This window comes from Arcanobacterium sp. S3PF19 (genome assembly GCF_000758825.1).
GTDB lineage: Bacteria > Actinomycetota > Actinomycetes > Actinomycetales > Actinomycetaceae > Arcanobacterium_A.
In genome coordinates this window covers 109814-123508 of the sequence record NZ_JRMX01000013.1, presented here as the reverse complement: position 1 = coordinate 123508, position 13695 = coordinate 109814, and the positions used below count along the sequence as shown (strand labels likewise).

At 56.5% G+C, this 13695-nt stretch carries 14 protein-coding genes and 1 tRNA gene; 9 read left to right on the top strand and 6 right to left on the bottom strand.

All coding sequences use genetic code 11. From position 1 onward, the window contains the following. Nucleotides 1-47 precede the first annotated feature (47 nt). From greA to HMPREF1631_RS03140, 3 genes are all read left to right on the top strand, one after another. Nucleotides 48-521, top strand: coding sequence for a transcription elongation factor GreA (gene greA, locus HMPREF1631_RS03150; RefSeq protein WP_034232360.1), 474 nt, complete (start codon nucleotides 48-50; stop codon nucleotides 519-521). A gap of 105 nt (nucleotides 522-626) precedes the next feature. Then, nucleotides 627-1217, top strand: a complete 591-nt coding sequence (msrA, locus tag HMPREF1631_RS03145) for a peptide-methionine (S)-S-oxide reductase MsrA (RefSeq protein ID WP_034232357.1) — start codon at nucleotides 627-629, stop codon at nucleotides 1215-1217. 31 nt (nucleotides 1218-1248) lie between these two features. Continuing rightward, nucleotides 1249-1671 (top strand): FKBP-type peptidyl-prolyl cis-trans isomerase, encoded by a 423-nt coding sequence (locus HMPREF1631_RS03140; protein ID WP_034232354.1) that lies wholly within the window; start codon nucleotides 1249-1251, stop codon nucleotides 1669-1671. Nucleotides 1672-1784: 113 nt separating this feature from the next. On the opposite strand, the gene HMPREF1631_RS03135 is transcribed toward HMPREF1631_RS03140, so the two are convergent. Next, nucleotides 1785-2615, bottom strand: a complete 831-nt coding sequence (locus HMPREF1631_RS03135; RefSeq protein WP_052047011.1) for a Bax inhibitor-1/YccA family protein — start codon at nucleotides 2613-2615, stop codon at nucleotides 1785-1787. Nucleotides 2616-2822: 207 nt separating this feature from the next. Between HMPREF1631_RS03135 and HMPREF1631_RS03130 the strand changes: the two genes are divergently transcribed. Together HMPREF1631_RS03130 and HMPREF1631_RS03125 are read left to right on the top strand one after the other, a co-directional pair. After that, the gene (locus tag HMPREF1631_RS03130) at nucleotides 2823-3809 is read left to right on the top strand and encodes an ABC transporter ATP-binding protein (protein WP_084707374.1); all 987 of its coding nucleotides are present in this window, start codon (nucleotides 2823-2825) and stop codon (nucleotides 3807-3809) included. Continuing rightward, entirely contained in the window at nucleotides 3809-4594 is a 786-nt protein-coding gene (locus HMPREF1631_RS03125) for an ABC transporter permease subunit (RefSeq protein WP_034232351.1), read from the top strand. The genes HMPREF1631_RS03130 and HMPREF1631_RS03125 overlap by 1 nt, the downstream gene beginning before the upstream one ends. Nucleotides 4595-4729: 135 nt before the next feature. On the opposite strand, the gene HMPREF1631_RS03120 is transcribed toward HMPREF1631_RS03125, so the two are convergent. Continuing rightward, nucleotides 4730-4803 (bottom strand) — tRNA-Leu (locus HMPREF1631_RS03120). A 165-nt stretch (nucleotides 4804-4968) separates the two neighbouring features. Between HMPREF1631_RS03120 and nhaA the strand changes: the two genes are divergently transcribed. Further along, the gene (gene nhaA, locus HMPREF1631_RS03115; RefSeq protein ID WP_052047010.1) at nucleotides 4969-6216 is read left to right on the top strand and encodes a Na+/H+ antiporter NhaA; all 1248 of its coding nucleotides are present in this window, start codon (nucleotides 4969-4971) and stop codon (nucleotides 6214-6216) included. A gap of 116 nt (nucleotides 6217-6332) precedes the next feature. Here the strand turns inward: nhaA and HMPREF1631_RS03110 are convergent, their stop codons facing one another. The 4 genes from HMPREF1631_RS03110 to eno all read right to left on the bottom strand — a co-directional run bounded on the left by HMPREF1631_RS03110 (nucleotide 6333) and on the right by eno (nucleotide 10296). Further along, a complete protein-coding gene (locus tag HMPREF1631_RS03110; RefSeq protein WP_369794723.1) occupies nucleotides 6333-7349 on the bottom strand; it encodes an exopolyphosphatase in 1017 nt (338 codons plus the stop codon). A gap of 64 nt (nucleotides 7350-7413) precedes the next feature. After that, nucleotides 7414-7962 (bottom strand): DUF501 domain-containing protein, encoded by a 549-nt coding sequence (locus HMPREF1631_RS03105; RefSeq protein WP_084707418.1) that lies wholly within the window; start codon nucleotides 7960-7962, stop codon nucleotides 7414-7416. A gap of 19 nt (nucleotides 7963-7981) precedes the next feature. Beyond that, entirely contained in the window at nucleotides 7982-8848 is an 867-nt protein-coding gene (locus HMPREF1631_RS06975) for a septum formation initiator family protein (protein ID WP_084707372.1), read from the bottom strand. 167 nt (nucleotides 8849-9015) lie between these two features. Continuing rightward, nucleotides 9016-10296: a phosphopyruvate hydratase gene (gene eno, locus HMPREF1631_RS03090; protein ID WP_034232343.1), complete on the bottom strand. Its 1281-nt coding sequence runs from the start codon at nucleotides 10294-10296 to the stop codon at nucleotides 9016-9018. Between the two features lie 166 nt (nucleotides 10297-10462). Here eno and HMPREF1631_RS03085 point away from each other — a divergent pair, with 166 nt between their 5' ends. The 3 genes from HMPREF1631_RS03085 (at nucleotide 10463) to HMPREF1631_RS03075 (ending at nucleotide 13607) form a co-directional block, all read left to right on the top strand. Then, the gene (locus HMPREF1631_RS03085) at nucleotides 10463-11302 is read left to right on the top strand and encodes a sensor histidine kinase KdpD (RefSeq protein WP_034232340.1); all 840 of its coding nucleotides are present in this window, start codon (nucleotides 10463-10465) and stop codon (nucleotides 11300-11302) included. After that, nucleotides 11299-12036 carry a response regulator transcription factor gene (locus tag HMPREF1631_RS03080; protein WP_034232337.1) on the top strand — a complete coding sequence of 246 codons (738 nt, stop codon included), beginning with the start codon at nucleotides 11299-11301 and terminating at the stop codon, nucleotides 12034-12036. Before HMPREF1631_RS03085 ends, HMPREF1631_RS03080 begins: the two co-directional genes overlap by 4 nt. Nucleotides 12037-12203: 167 nt before the next feature. Then, nucleotides 12204-13607 carry an MFS transporter gene (locus HMPREF1631_RS03075; protein WP_156956208.1) on the top strand — a complete coding sequence of 468 codons (1404 nt, stop codon included), beginning with the start codon at nucleotides 12204-12206 and terminating at the stop codon, nucleotides 13605-13607. The last annotated feature ends 88 nt before the right edge of the window (nucleotides 13608-13695 follow it).

Sequence of the window (13695 nt, the reverse complement as noted above, 5' to 3'; positions counted from 1 at the left end):
AAAGGCAGTGTCGCCACCCGGCGGCAACACATGACTAGGAGCAACAAATGAGCGAAACAACATGGCTTTCCAAAGAAAGTTTCGAACGTCTGTCTGCCGAGCTCGAACAGCTCAAGACCACCGGACGAAGCGAAATCGTGGAGCGTATCGAAGCGGCACGTTCCGAGGGCGACCTCAGCGAAAACGGCGGATACCATGCCGCGCGCGAGGAACAGTCCAAGATGGAAGGGCGCATTCAGCAGCTCACATATCTGTTGGAGCACGCCGAAGTAGGGGAAAAACCCACCGTCGCCGACGTCGTCGCACCCGGACTGAAAATCACCGCGGAAGTGAACGGAAACGAAAAAACATTCACTCTCGGTTCCCGCGAGGCCGCGGCGGATATGGATATTGCCGTCTACCCCGAATCCGCGCCTCTGGGCTCGGCTATTATGGGTCTGAAGGTGGGAGACAAAACTTCATATATCGCACCGAACGGAAAAGAATTCCGGGTGGAAGTGAAAAGTATCAAACCTTTCTGAAAAAGCAGTATTTACCAAAGAGAGCTGCAGGAATATAATCCCGCGGCTCTCTTTTTGCCAATTTAAGGGAACAGCCGGGGCAAAGGCGGCACAGAGGAGGAAAATATGGCCGGTGAAACACACGGGTGCGAATGCGGGAGCGGAAACGGGCGCGAGCGGCGCGCCGTCATTTATCTCGCGGCGGGATGTTTCTGGGGCGTGGAGGAAATATACGCAAAAATGCCGGGCGTATCGGGCACCGCCGTGGGATTCATGGGCGGACATACGGAAAATCCGACGTATCCGCAGGTCTGCACGGGCACTACCGGACACACGGAAACGGTAAAAGTGGTATTCGATCCGCAGCGGACGGATACCGCGAAAATTTTGCAGACATTTTTCGAATGCCATGATCCCACATCCCTCAACAGACAGGGCGGGGACATCGGTACGCAGTACCGCAGTGCGATTTTCCACACCACGGAAGAGCAGAAAAACACGGCGAAAACTATGATTGCCGCCTACGGGAAAGTTCTTTCCGCCCACGGAAAAGGGCGTATCGTTACGCAACTGCACGATGCGGCGCACTTCCCGTTTTACCCGGCAGAAGAAAAGCATCAGCGTTATCTGGAAAAAAATCCCGACGGATACCGCTGCCACTCCGCTTCGGGAATCGCCTGCCCACTTCCGGGAGCGGGACCGGTTCATCTAAACTAATGAATGCAAGATCAGAAAATGAGGTAAAACAATGGAAGTATTACTCCCCTCCGTCAGCGGAAAATTTGGGGAAGCACCCGAGCTGACATTCCCCGATGCACCCGCGCCGAAAGGTCTGCGCGTAGAGGTACTGCAAGAGGGCAACGGCCCTGTGGTGCAGGCAGGGCAGGAAGTAGAAGTAAACTACCACGGACAGATTTGGAACGGGGAAATTTTTGATTCTTCGTATTTCCGCGGCAAACCGACGCGTTTTCCAATCGGCGTGGGAATGGTTATTCAGGGATGGGATCAGGCAATCGTCGGTAAGCAGGTGGGAAGCCGGCTGCTTATTTCCATCCCTCCGAGCAAAGGCTACGGAGAAAACGGAAATCCCCGGGCCGGTATTTCGGGCACGGACGTGCTTGTGTTTGTGGTAGACATCATCGGCGCCGACGACGATCACCGCTACCGCTGAAAATCCGAAAACAGAGGCGGTTACGCCGCACATGACGGTGGGGAGGAGAACCCGTTCGGGTTCTCCTCCCCACCGTCATTTAGGACTGCGCGGCGCTGCCGCGCCGCGTTCTATCAGCGGTTGTCGGCAAGAATCATTACCAGACGCAGCACCTCGACATAAATCCAGAGGATGGTCATCACGATTCCGACCGCACACGTCCAGCCGAAATTCTCCGGGGCACGGTTTTCCACCGCATACTGCACGGCCTCAAAGTCGCCGATCAGAATATAGGCGGCAACAAGAAGCATCACAACGCCGATCACGACGCCCAGCGGAAGACCCATCACCGTAATATCCGTGCGCATATTGGTTTTTCCAAACCACATGAATCCCATATTCACAAAACTGAAAATAACGGCTCCAAACACGGCCGCCAGGGCAATCTTCATTCCGCGCGGCGTTGTGCGCACCGCTCCGCTGTAATGCAGGGCAAGCGTGACGCCGACGATAATCGCAGTCGCGATCACCGCCTGCAGTGCCACACCGGGGAGAAAAACGTCCACGTACCGGGTCAGGGCACCGAGCGATACGCCTTCCAAAACCGCATACCCCACCGCAAGAGGCGCGGCGATTACCCGGCGGAGCGCAATTACGATCCCGGCTGCGAAGGCGGCCAGGGAACCGAAAACGGCAATCGGCGGCAGCGCGGAAAGCGGGAACAGCGTGGCCGTCACAATTCCGGACAGGAGCGTTACCCCCAGCAAAACTGCCGTTCTGTTCATCGCATTCGCATAAGTCATTGTGCCTGCGGGCGCGGCATAATCCGCCTGCGCTTCCCGATATCCCTGCGGGGAATACCGGCCGACATAGTCAAAACCGTATTCCGTGGTCTGCCCCATTTGATTCGGGCGCATTCCCGCATTCTTAAAATACGGATTCTTCTCCATAATCGGATTCGACATCTGTTTTCTTTCCTTTCGCTCTGTTTTAAGCGATACCATACGCATTATCCGTATTGATTTTATCTTAAAGGTATTTTCTTTTCATCATTCCGCAGTATCCCCTGAGCGAACGGAAAATAGTCCCGCAGACGCAAAGCCTGCCCGCACAGCGCATTTTATACTGAATGACAAGCACACATATTCTCGCTGATTTTAAGGATTTATTTTATGATCACAGTTGAGCATCTGACGAAGAAATACGGCAAAAAAGTTGCCGTGGACGATCTTTCCTTCACGCTCCGCCCCGGCGCGGTGACGGGTTTTCTCGGGCCGAACGGCTCCGGAAAATCCACAACCATGCGCTGTATGCTCGGTCTTGACCAGCCCACCTCCGGGAATGTTCTTTTTGACGGAAAACCCTACCGGGAGATGAAGGCTCCGCTGTGCGAGGTAGGCGCGCTTTTGGACGGAAAGGCATTTCACCCGGGCCGCACGGCGCGGCAGCATCTGCGGATCATTGCCGCCGGAAACGGAATTTCGCGCAAACGCGTCGACGAAGTATTGGAGATGACGGGCATCGCATCGGCGGCAAAGAAAAAGCTGAAGGGATTTTCTCTGGGCATGGGGCAGAGACTGGGAATTGCCTCCGCCCTTCTGGGAGATCCGAAAGTGCTTATGTTCGACGAACCGGTAAACGGCCTGGATCCCGACGGCGTGCGCTGGGTGCGCGAACTGGCGCGCAGTTTTGCCGCCGAGGGACGTACGGTATTCATCTCTTCCCACCTGATGAGCGAAATGTCCGTTACGGCAGACGATCTGGTGATTATCGGAAAAGGGAAACTGATTGCGCAGGGGCCTATTTCTGCTTTCACGCAGTCGCGCGCACATACTTCCGTTAAAGTGGAAGGCCCGAATCCGACACAGATTCTACAGGCAATCGCGCAGGCGGGATACGAACCGGAGTTTAGGCAGCCTGCGGAGGGGTATCCGCAGGGATGGATCGAAATCCGGGGCGCACAGCGCAGCGAAATCGGAAAACTGCTGTATGCAAGGAACCTGGAGATTCACGAACTGAGCGAATCCCATTCTTCTTTGGAAGATGTGTTCATGGAACTGACGGAAAACAGCATGGACTACAGAGTGGCCGGAAACACGGAAAAGAACGGAAACACCCCGGAGACGGGAAACGGCACCGCCGCGGAAGGGACGCGATAATGGCACAGACGCAGAATTATAAGATAACGTTTTTCAGGTCTCTGCACAGTGAATTCCTGAAACTTTGCACACAGCGCATTATCACAGTCAGCACAGTGCTTGCCGTGATTTTCTATGCGGGAATATGTGCCTTGGTTGTGAAACATTCGGCTGCCGGCATCCGGCATTTCGGCATGATCACCGACGGATGGAATATCCCCGTCATATTTTTCCTGATTATGGGAGTCGGCGCCGTAACTTCCGAATACACTTTCAACACGATACGCACCACCAACCTTGCCGACCCTTCGCGTACGCGAAATTTCCTGGCAAAGACCCTGGCTTCCGCGCTCTGGGCGCTGGGTGTCGGAATCATCCTGGAAGCGGTATGTTCCGCCGTGGTATATATTACGGCTGCGAAAACCGCTCCTTTTTCCTCCGCGGACGCACGGGCATTCCTCTGTCTGCTTTTGGCGGGAATCGGTGCGCAGCTTTTCACGCTCGGTCTGGGCTATCTGCTGCGTTCCACTGCCGGGGCACTCGCTTTGGGATTCTCCCTGATATTTTTGCTCAGTATCCTGCAGATTATTCCGCTTAAACTGCTGCGGGATACGCTTCCCCCGTTTTTCCCCGGGAATCTCATTAACTACGCCGTTTCTTCGGCTCCCGCCGGCCAATTGGAGGAAATAAAGGAAACGTTGCAGACGCCCGACTGCGCGCCGCAGACTGCCCTGTGTATTTTCCTTGCCTACGTCGCGGTAATTCTGGTGATCGGCTGGGTACGCTACCGGAGAAAGGACGTCTGAAGGAAAGCAGTCCGGAAAGGCGGTTTACGGGCGGGATATGCGTTTGGCCAAAGCGGGATTTAATTCGGCGCAGCGCATATTCCGCCCGCCTCTTTTTCGCGCGGCGGCAGAGAAAGCCGCCACGCTCCGAGTCGGTGCCCCCTGTGAGACTCGAACTCACACTGGACAGATTTTAAGTCTGCTGCCTCTGCCGATTGGGCTAAGGGGGCGTTTCAAAGACAAAGAAACATATCCATCATACCCGTCATCGGCAGCCATTTACAAACCCCGCATTCCATATTATGTAAGCATAAAATTCGGCGGAGAAAAATTTTATACAATAATCCGGAAGATAAAAGTTAAGCAAAAACAGGCATATCCCGGAAGTGGTCAATATGGCAAAAAAGCCAACCGTAATGCAGAGGTATCGGCGCGTACTGAAAAACGAGACGGTTGCCGGGCTTGTACTCATTACCGGCGCCGTTATCGCCCTTATATGGGCAAATTTTCCGATTCGGAGCGTGCGCGGGGCATACGGGGATTTTTCTTCCCTGTCTTTCGGCCCGCACGCACTGCACCTTTATCTGCCTTTGTCCGAGTGGGCGGCCGACGGCCTGCTCGCCGTGTTCTTTTTCACCGTCGGCCTGGAACTGAAACAGGAATTCGCAATCGGTTCCCTGCGTGACGTGCGCAAAGCACTGGTCCCCATTCTCGCCGCCGTATGCGGCATGGCGGGCCCGATTTTGGTTTATACATTGATTCAGCTGCTTACCGGATCGACGGAATACGGCGGATGGGCAATTCCCGTAGCTACCGACATCGCATTTGCGCTGGCTGTTTTGGGGCTGTTCGGGAAAGGACTTCCCCCTGCGGCAAGAACATTTTTAATGACGCTTGCCGTGGTGGACGACCTGCTGGGAATCATTCTGATCGCCGTATTCTTTGCCACCGATCTGAACTTCTACGCTCTGCTCGGCGCACTGGCCGTGATCGCCGTATTCGGATGTCTCGTGCAGAAACGTATTCTCCGCCCATACCTGCTCTGGCCTGTGGGGATCGTGGCATGGTATTTAATGCATCTGTCGGGGATACACGCCACCATTGCGGGCGTGGCCCTGGGGATGACGGTCCCGGCTATTCAGAAGAGACACGAACCCCACCCGCTGACCGAAGTTTTCACAGAGAAAATCGGATTTTATTCGGCAGGGTTCGTGCTGCCCGTATTTGCGTTTTTTGCCGCGGGCGTAGACGTGGTGGACGCCGGCGGGTTTGAAAAGATGTTCGCCGACTCCGTTGCCCTGGGTGTTTATCTCGGTCTCCCCCTGGGCAAAATGCTGGGCATCACGCTCGGCGTACTGGTTATGATCAGACTTTTCGGGCTGCGTCTCGAAAGATCCATCGGGATTATGGATATTCTGCCCATTTCTTTGGTCGCGGGAATCGGTTTTACGGTTTCGCTGCTGATTGCCACACTTTCATTCCCTCCGGAGGCACCCGTGGAGGCACACGCACGCGTTGCCGTGATTGTGGGAACGGCAATATCCGTAATACTGGGCGGAACGGCCGTAAAAATGCGGGCAAAGTACCGTACGAGATTTTCTTCGCGCACGGAGATCCACTCCTCCGCCCCGCCTACCGACTGATTTTCACCCGTCTTCGGGGACGGGAACGGCACGGATCTTTGAAGACGGCATGAATTTCCGCCGCGCGCCGGCGGGCGCAAAAGATTTTGCCGAACCTTAATTCCTGCCCGCCGCGCTCACAGGCACGGCGGGTTTGGTTCGCGTGCCGCCCACAGCGCCAGTCCGTCAAGAATATCGTGTTCGGAGGTGAAAACTCCGCCAAGCTCTCCGCCTTTTTCTTTTATGCGCAGATCGATACGGCGCACAATCTCCTGCCATACAAGCGCTCCGGAGGCAATTACATCCGCCCTTCCCGGGTGCAGATATCCTTCTGCCGCGCGCATGGAAGCATTTGAGCCGATAAACCAATTGCAGACTTCATCTATCCGGGGCACAGTCAAAAATGTGCCGTGGATTTTCTGCGGATCGTAAGATTTTAATCCCAGAGCCCGGGCAGTAACCGTGGTCACCGTTCCCGCCAGACCGAGCACAGATCTGCCGCGGCTTAAATCCACGTATTTTTCCGCTTCGTCCAATGCCAGACGCACATCCCTGCGCGCAGCGGCAATCTCCTCTTCCGTCGGAGGATCGGCGTGCAGATGGCGTTCATGCATTCGCACACACCCAACATTCATGGAAAAACTCTCCAGCAGTCTTCCCCCCGGCGTGCCGAGCGCCAATTCGGTGGAACCTCCGCCCAGATCCACCGCCAGCAGTTCGGAACGAAACATTTGCGTATCGAGCGGCGAAACGGCACCCGCAAAAGACATTTCCGCTTCCTGTTTTCCGGAAAGAACCTGCGGGCACACCCCCAGACGCTCCTTTACCCCGTCAATAAAGCACTGCCTGTTTTCCGCATCGCGCGTGGCCGAAGTCGCCGCAAAACGAATCGATTCCACGCCTTCGCCCTCACAGATCCGGGCGTAGTGCGAAACCGTGCGCAGAGTCCGGGCAAGAGCTTCCCCGTTAAATTTCCCCGTACGGTCCACACCCGCACCCAGACGCACAACTTCCATGCGCCGCACGGTTTCGCGCAGCCGCAGTCCGTTTCCCCCGGCCCGGGGAACCGCCTGCGCAACCAAAAGGCGCAGGGAATTAGTACCACAGTCAATGCCCGCAACTTTCATACTCACCACTGTGCCACGCAGGTCCACAAAAATTCCATTGCCGGCTTTTGAAAGTTCTCACATTTGGCAGGCATCCACCCCAAACGGGAAACTAAGACCGGGCGCAGCGGCACCGATCCGGATCCCAGCCGATACGCTCCAGCACTTCGTCGCCGAAACGGCAGATTCCTTTTCCGGCCGCGAGCGCATATGCAGCCAGCGCGTGCAGACATTTCACCCGGTCGGGCATCCCTCCGGCTGATTTACCTCCGATTTGCGGAATCTCTTCCAGCAGGTTTCTCCGCTTCACGTAGATCAGATGCGCCCCGGCATAGGACTGCGCCAAATCCGGTTCGCAGCCCAGACGCTCGTTCATCTGCGCCATTTCTCCCGCACTTTCAATACGCGACACCGCTTTTACGGCCCACGGCAAAGAAAGGTAGAACAGTGTGGGAAACGGGGACCCGTCCGGCAGACGCGGATACGTCACCGTCACCGCCGGAACGCCGCAGGCACAGCGGGCCCCGATTCCCACCAATCCGCGCGGTTCGCGCCCCAGCTGGGCAGTTAAAATGTCAATGTCGGCAGGCAGAATTTCCGTTGCGTTTTCCGCTACCTGCCGCAGAAGTTCCAAACCGACACTCCGTTTCGGCTCTTTCACCACGCCCTCCTGTTTCCCTTTATTTCTTCGGTGTTTTATCCGATGTCTGCCGCGCTTTGCCTGCAGGAAGTGCGCGTTTCGGCTCTTTCGCCGGCCGTTTCTGCCGGATCAGCGGAGTGTGCTGCGGATTCTCCCCCACCTTCGTTTTCCCGCTGAGCGTCAGTGTTTCCCACACGGTCAGATAAAACGGTGTTGCCGCCCGGCGTTCTTCGTTTATCCGGCGGACCTGCCTAAAGTATTTGGACTCTTTTCCTTTCAGGGCTTCACCGTCTACCAAATACAGCGTCTGCCCGGGCAGCACGTATCCCAGCCGCCGGCGCGCCTGCGCACGCACAAAATCCGGGTCTTTCCACAGTTTTTCTTCCTGCTTCATCCGGGACAGGCGCTCTTTTCCCGATTCCAGGGCCGCCGCCAAAGACCGCTTTTCCTCCTGTTGGGAAATATAGGAGCGCAGCGGATTGGACACAATCACCACGGCAAGCATCACCGAACTGAGAACAGCCACCAGACGCAGGGAAAATCTGCGCGTACGGTCCGTACCGTTAATCACCGCAGCCCAGTCGGTTTGAAAAACACCGTTTCCCTTTTCCGGATTTTCCCCTGTTTTCGCAGCGGAAGGATCTGCTGTTTTCCTCCGTGGGGAAAAAATGCGGCTTCGTTTCCAAAAATGCGTTCCTGCCCCCGCAGCGCCGCGCCCGGCGGGCTTTTTTCTTTTCCCTGCGGACGGAACGGCCGACTGCCCGGAAGATATTTTGCCGGGCGTTTCACCGGACGTTTCGCCGGACGCCCGCACGGAAGGTGCCGTTTTTCGGGAAGCGGAAGATTTTGGATGTGCGCCGTCAAAGCGTCCCTTTGGACTCCACTGATTCGGTCTGCGCACACTCATGCTAACAGTTTAAGGCCAAACGGCATTTTTTCGTTTAGGCTCTCCGGTCGGCGTTCGCGCACCCGTGTGGGCGCCGCGGCTGCGCGAACGCCGCGGAGGGGAACTGCGCGGAAACGGAAAAGGAGGGAGCCGAATGCCGGCTCCCTCCGAAAAAAGAAACGTGTCAGTTACTTTTTGAAACGCGGAAATGCCGAACGACCCGCATATACTGCGTCGTCTCCGAGCTCGTCTTCAATCCGCAGAAGCTGATTGTACTTATTCACGCGCTCGCCGCGGGCAGGGGCGCCGGTCTTGATCTGACCGGAATTCGTCGCCACCGCCAGATCGGCAATAGTGGTATCTTCCGTTTCACCGGAACGGTGGGAGGTCATCGTCCTGTATCCCGCACGGTGTGCCTCTTCCACTGCCTGCAGCGTCTCGGTGAGCGAACCGATCTGATTTACCTTCACCAGCAGGGCATTCGCTGCGTTCATCGCAATACCCTTGGCCAGACGCTCAGGATTGGTCACAAAGAAATCATCGCCGACCAGCTGCACCCTGTCGCCGATCGAAGCGGTGAGAGCCTTCCATGCGTCCCACTCGTCTTCCGAAAGAGGATCCTCGATGGAAACCAGCGGATAGTCGGAGATCAGCTTTGTGTAATACTCATCCATGAATTCCGTGGTCTTCGGGCCGCCCTCAAAATTGTAGGCACCGTTTTCAAAGAATTCCGTGGATGCCACGTCCAGTGCAAGCGCCACGTCCGCACCGGGCTTCAGACCCGCTTTTTCGATTGCCTCGCAGATCAGATCCAGAGCGGCGGCATTGGAATCAAGATTCGGGGCGAAACCGCCTTCGTCTCCGAGACCGGTGCTCAGACCGCGCTCCTTCAGCACCGACTTCAGGCAGTGGTAAACCTCCGCACCCCAGCGAACCGACTCTTTGAAAGAGGGGGCGCCGATCGGGGCAATCATAAATTCCTGAATGTCAACATTGGAATCCGCATGGGAACCGCCGTTGAGGATGTTCATCATCGGAACCGGCAGAACGTGTGCATTCGGCCCGCCCAGGTACCTGTACAGCGGAAGTCCGGCAGATTCCGCGGCTGCCTTCGCCACGGCCAGCGACACGCCAAGAATCGCATTTGCGCCCAGTTTGCCTTTATTCTTCGTGCCGTCCAGATCAATCAGGGTCTGGTCAATGGCACGCTGCTCGTCGGCTTCAAAGCCGATAATTTCCGGTTCGATAATCTCGGTCACGGCCTCAACCGCATCCTGCACGCCCTTGCCGCCGAAACGGGAGCTGTCTCCGTCACGGCGTTCCACTGCCTCAAAAGCACCCGTCGATGCACCTGAGGGAACACCGGCGCGGGCGAATGTACCATCTTCGAGTACTACCTCAACCTCTACGGTCGGGTTTCCGCGCGAATCGAGAATTTCACGCGAGTTTACGGCTTCAATGACAGCCACGGGGACTCCTTCTCTTGTTTGAAATACTTCGTCTCTGATTCTACCGCGAAAAATGCGGCGGACGTCGGACGTTCGGCCTTTTCGCCTTCGGCGTAGGCAACTTAAATTCTCCTCTGTTTCGCCGTATAAAACAACAGATATTTCCGAATCGGGATAAGATGGGTTTATGGCATCGTCCGCACTGTATATCTCCGTAGTGTCCGCAGCTGCGCTGTGCTGCGGCATATGCGCGGCGCTGTGGCTCAGGGAGCGGAGGAAAAACAAAAAACTGCGCGCCCTTGCCGCTGCCGGGCGTTACCGGCCGGCCATAATTTCACACGAAATACGCACCCCCCTGGCACTGATTACCGGCGCGGCGGAACTTCTGGCCGAGGGAATGGCGGGGGAACTGAATGCGCGGCAGAAACAGTTCGTGCGGACAATCACCGAAAATTCAAATCAGGTGGTAAATATCGCCGAAAATTTTCTGCTCGGAGCCAATCCCGGCAAACCGCTGCGAATCCGCAGGCAGCTCGTCGACGTGCGCGAAATTGTCGGCACGGCCGCCCGCGAGCTGCGCCATACTTCCGATACGCCGATTCTTGTGGACTGCCCGGGGGGAATTCTGCAGATTTATGCCGATCCGCAGCTTCTGCGGCAGCTGGTATGGAACCTGATTAACAACGCACTGCGGCATTCCGCCCCGCCAACGGCCGGGATCTGCGGCGGGGAAACGCAGCACACGCCGAAAACATCCGTTACGGTACGGATCACCGCCGGGGAAAACGGGGGAACGCATATAATTGTTTCCGATACGGGCACGGGAATCGATCCGGCCGAATACGATCAGATTTTCGCTCCGTTCACAACCGGTTCCGGGCGCAGACCGGGCACGGGAATAGGAATGATGGTTGCCAAACGGATTACGGACGCGCACGGAGGCAGAATCCTGATCGATTCAATGCCCGGAAAAGGCACTTCCTTCCACGTGCTGCTGCCCCGGGGAGAAGAGGATACGGAGAAATGACTTTGCTGGCCAAACCCCGCGCACTGGTAGTGGACGACGAGCGCCAGATGCTTTCGATCGTCACATTCGCCCTCGAAACGCAGGGATTTAACTGCGACTCGACATCCGATCCGATTCGGGCATGGGATTTTCTGCAGACACAGACCTACCAGCTGATCGTGGCGGACATACTGATGCCCGGGATGTCCGGCGTGGAACTGACGCGGAAAATACGCGGCATTTCCAACCATACCCCGATTATCCTGCTGACCGCTCTGGGAGAAGAAGAACAGCGGATTACCGGCCTGGAGGCAGGCGCGGACGACTACGTTACGAAACCTTTCAGCCCCCGCGAACTTGCACTGCGCGCACAGGCAATCGTGCGGCGCAGCCGGCCCCACGATACGCTGGGACAGCTCAGTCTGGGCGATCTGCATCTGGATCAGCTGCGCGGGGTGGCCTCCTGGAAAGGTCTGCCGCTCACCGAAAGTCTTACCGAAGTGCGGCTGCTGGCGCTGCTGGCAGACAACGCGGGGAAGACCGTTCCCGCGCGCACGCTGATTGCCGAAGTGTGGAAGACAGCCAATCTCAGGGGCGGGCGGGAGATGCTGAAAACCACCGTCTACAGGCTGCGGAAAAAGATGGAACTCGTCGGAACCGACTGCCGCATCGAATCCAGACGCGGAATAGGATATTCCCTGCAGCTGCCGCAGGCGCTCCCAAAGCCGGCGGCGGAAAGCGAAAAAGACGGCTAAATGCCAAAAATATGCCGGGATAATACGCCAAAGTAACAGCGTGTTACCAAACGTTACCAAAAGACGGGACCATGTTACCGACCATAGTCCCATAATGGAGATGTAATTTCCCGCGCGGCACTGCGCTGCGGCGGGACTGGAGTTCAGAGAAGATCTCGGGTAACAACATGGAACAATCATCACACTCTCTCGGTTTTCTTTCGGCACCGCCAAAGGCCGCGCCGGTCGCAAAAGAAAAAGTGAATTCGCTTTACAAAAGTCTTCGGCTGCAGGTATTCCTCGGTATTTTTATCGGCTATGCGGGCTTTTACCTTATCCGAAACAATGTTTCCATCGTTTCGGCAATTCTGAAGGAACATGACATCCTCAACACCGTGGGAATCGGAATCGTGGCCAACGCGGTTCTCTTTTCTTACGGACTGTCGAAATTCTTCATGGCAATGCTTTCCGACCGGGCAAATGCGCGCTACTTTATGCCTCTGGGGCTGGCGCTGTCGGCAATCATGAATCTGCTGATCGCCTTCGTTCCGGCGATTTCCGCAAGTGTGGGCGTGTTTGCCACCGTTATGTTTTTGAACGGCTGGTTCCAGGGCATGGGCTGGCCTCCCTCGGGACGCGTGCTCGTGCACTGGTTCTCCACCACCGAACGCGGATGGATGACCTCGATCTGGAACTGCGCCCATAACGTGGGCGGCGCGGGCGTGGGACTCATCTCCGCCTGGGCGCTGTCGCACTTCTCAAAGTCGGATGCGGACTGGACACCCGCATTTTGGGCGCCGGCAATCGTTGCCCTGGTAGTGGCCCTGATTGCACTGATACTGATTCGCGACCGTCCGGAAGCGGTGGGTCTCCCCCCGATTGAGGAATACCGCAACGATCCGGCAAAAGTCGAGGCAAGCGACGAAGAAAAAGGAAAGTGGAGCGAAATGCTGTTTAAGCACGTGCTCACCGACCGCGTGATCGTGCTTCTGGCAGTAACCAACGTATTCGTCTACACTCTCCGCTACGGCGTGCTGAGCTGGATTCCCGTGTATCTTACGGAAGAAGTTCAGGGCGTAGACATTAAAGACGGCATCATCGGATTCGCCATTTATGAGCTGGCGGGAATTATCGGCACTCTGCTTTGCGGACTCGTGTCCGACAAAATATTTAAAGGCTGGCGCTCCGGAGCCGGTCTGCTCTTCCTCGCGGGAGTCGGAGTTGCGATTTTCATTTACTGGATGCTTCCGGCAACTGCCCCGCTGTGGATCTTCTACCTCCTGATCGCGATCATCGGCGGACTGATTTACGGCCCGGTAATGCTGATCGGCCTGCAGGCCATCGATCTTTCCCCGCGAAACGTTGCCGGCACGGCAGCGGGCTTCACCGGTCTGTTCGGCTACCTCCTGGGCGCAACACTTGCTTCCACGGGCGTGGGAATTCTCATCCACAGCTTCGGATGGAACGTGACTTACGGCGTGCTCCTGATCGTGGTTGTGCTGTCGCTGATTCTGATGTGGACCGTCGGAAAAGACGAACGCAGAATGATGGAAGCCCGGGCACGGGAAAGAGCGGGCGAAACGGAACGGTAATCCTTCCGGGCAGCCTGCGGGATATGGAAAGAGTGTGGCGGATTTTGAAGAATCCGCCACACTCTTTCCATATCCCGCTCCCCGGGAA

Excerpts from the sequence above, each read along its gene's own strand:
- greA (WP_034232360.1), top strand. The coding sequence starts at position 48 with ATGAGCGAAACAACATGGCTTTCCAAAGAAAGTTTCGAACGTCTGTCT.
- msrA (WP_034232357.1), top strand. The coding sequence starts at position 627 with ATGGCCGGTGAAACACACGGGTGCGAATGCGGGAGCGGAAACGGGCGC.
- HMPREF1631_RS03140 (WP_034232354.1), top strand. The coding sequence starts at position 1,249 with ATGGAAGTATTACTCCCCTCCGTCAGCGGAAAATTTGGGGAAGCACCC.
- HMPREF1631_RS03135 (WP_052047011.1), bottom strand. The coding sequence starts at position 2,615 with ATGTCGAATCCGATTATGGAGAAGAATCCGTATTTTAAGAATGCGGGA.
- HMPREF1631_RS03130 (WP_084707374.1), top strand. The coding sequence starts at position 2,823 with ATGATCACAGTTGAGCATCTGACGAAGAAATACGGCAAAAAAGTTGCC.
- HMPREF1631_RS03125 (WP_034232351.1), top strand. The coding sequence starts at position 3,809 with ATGGCACAGACGCAGAATTATAAGATAACGTTTTTCAGGTCTCTGCAC.
- nhaA (WP_052047010.1), top strand. The coding sequence starts at position 4,969 with ATGGCAAAAAAGCCAACCGTAATGCAGAGGTATCGGCGCGTACTGAAA.
- HMPREF1631_RS06975 (WP_084707372.1), bottom strand. The coding sequence starts at position 8,848 with ATGAGTGTGCGCAGACCGAATCAGTGGAGTCCAAAGGGACGCTTTGAC.
- HMPREF1631_RS03085 (WP_034232340.1), top strand. The coding sequence starts at position 10,463 with ATGGCATCGTCCGCACTGTATATCTCCGTAGTGTCCGCAGCTGCGCTG.
- HMPREF1631_RS03080 (WP_034232337.1), top strand. The coding sequence starts at position 11,299 with ATGACTTTGCTGGCCAAACCCCGCGCACTGGTAGTGGACGACGAGCGC.
- HMPREF1631_RS03075 (WP_156956208.1), top strand. The coding sequence starts at position 12,204 with ATGGAACAATCATCACACTCTCTCGGTTTTCTTTCGGCACCGCCAAAG.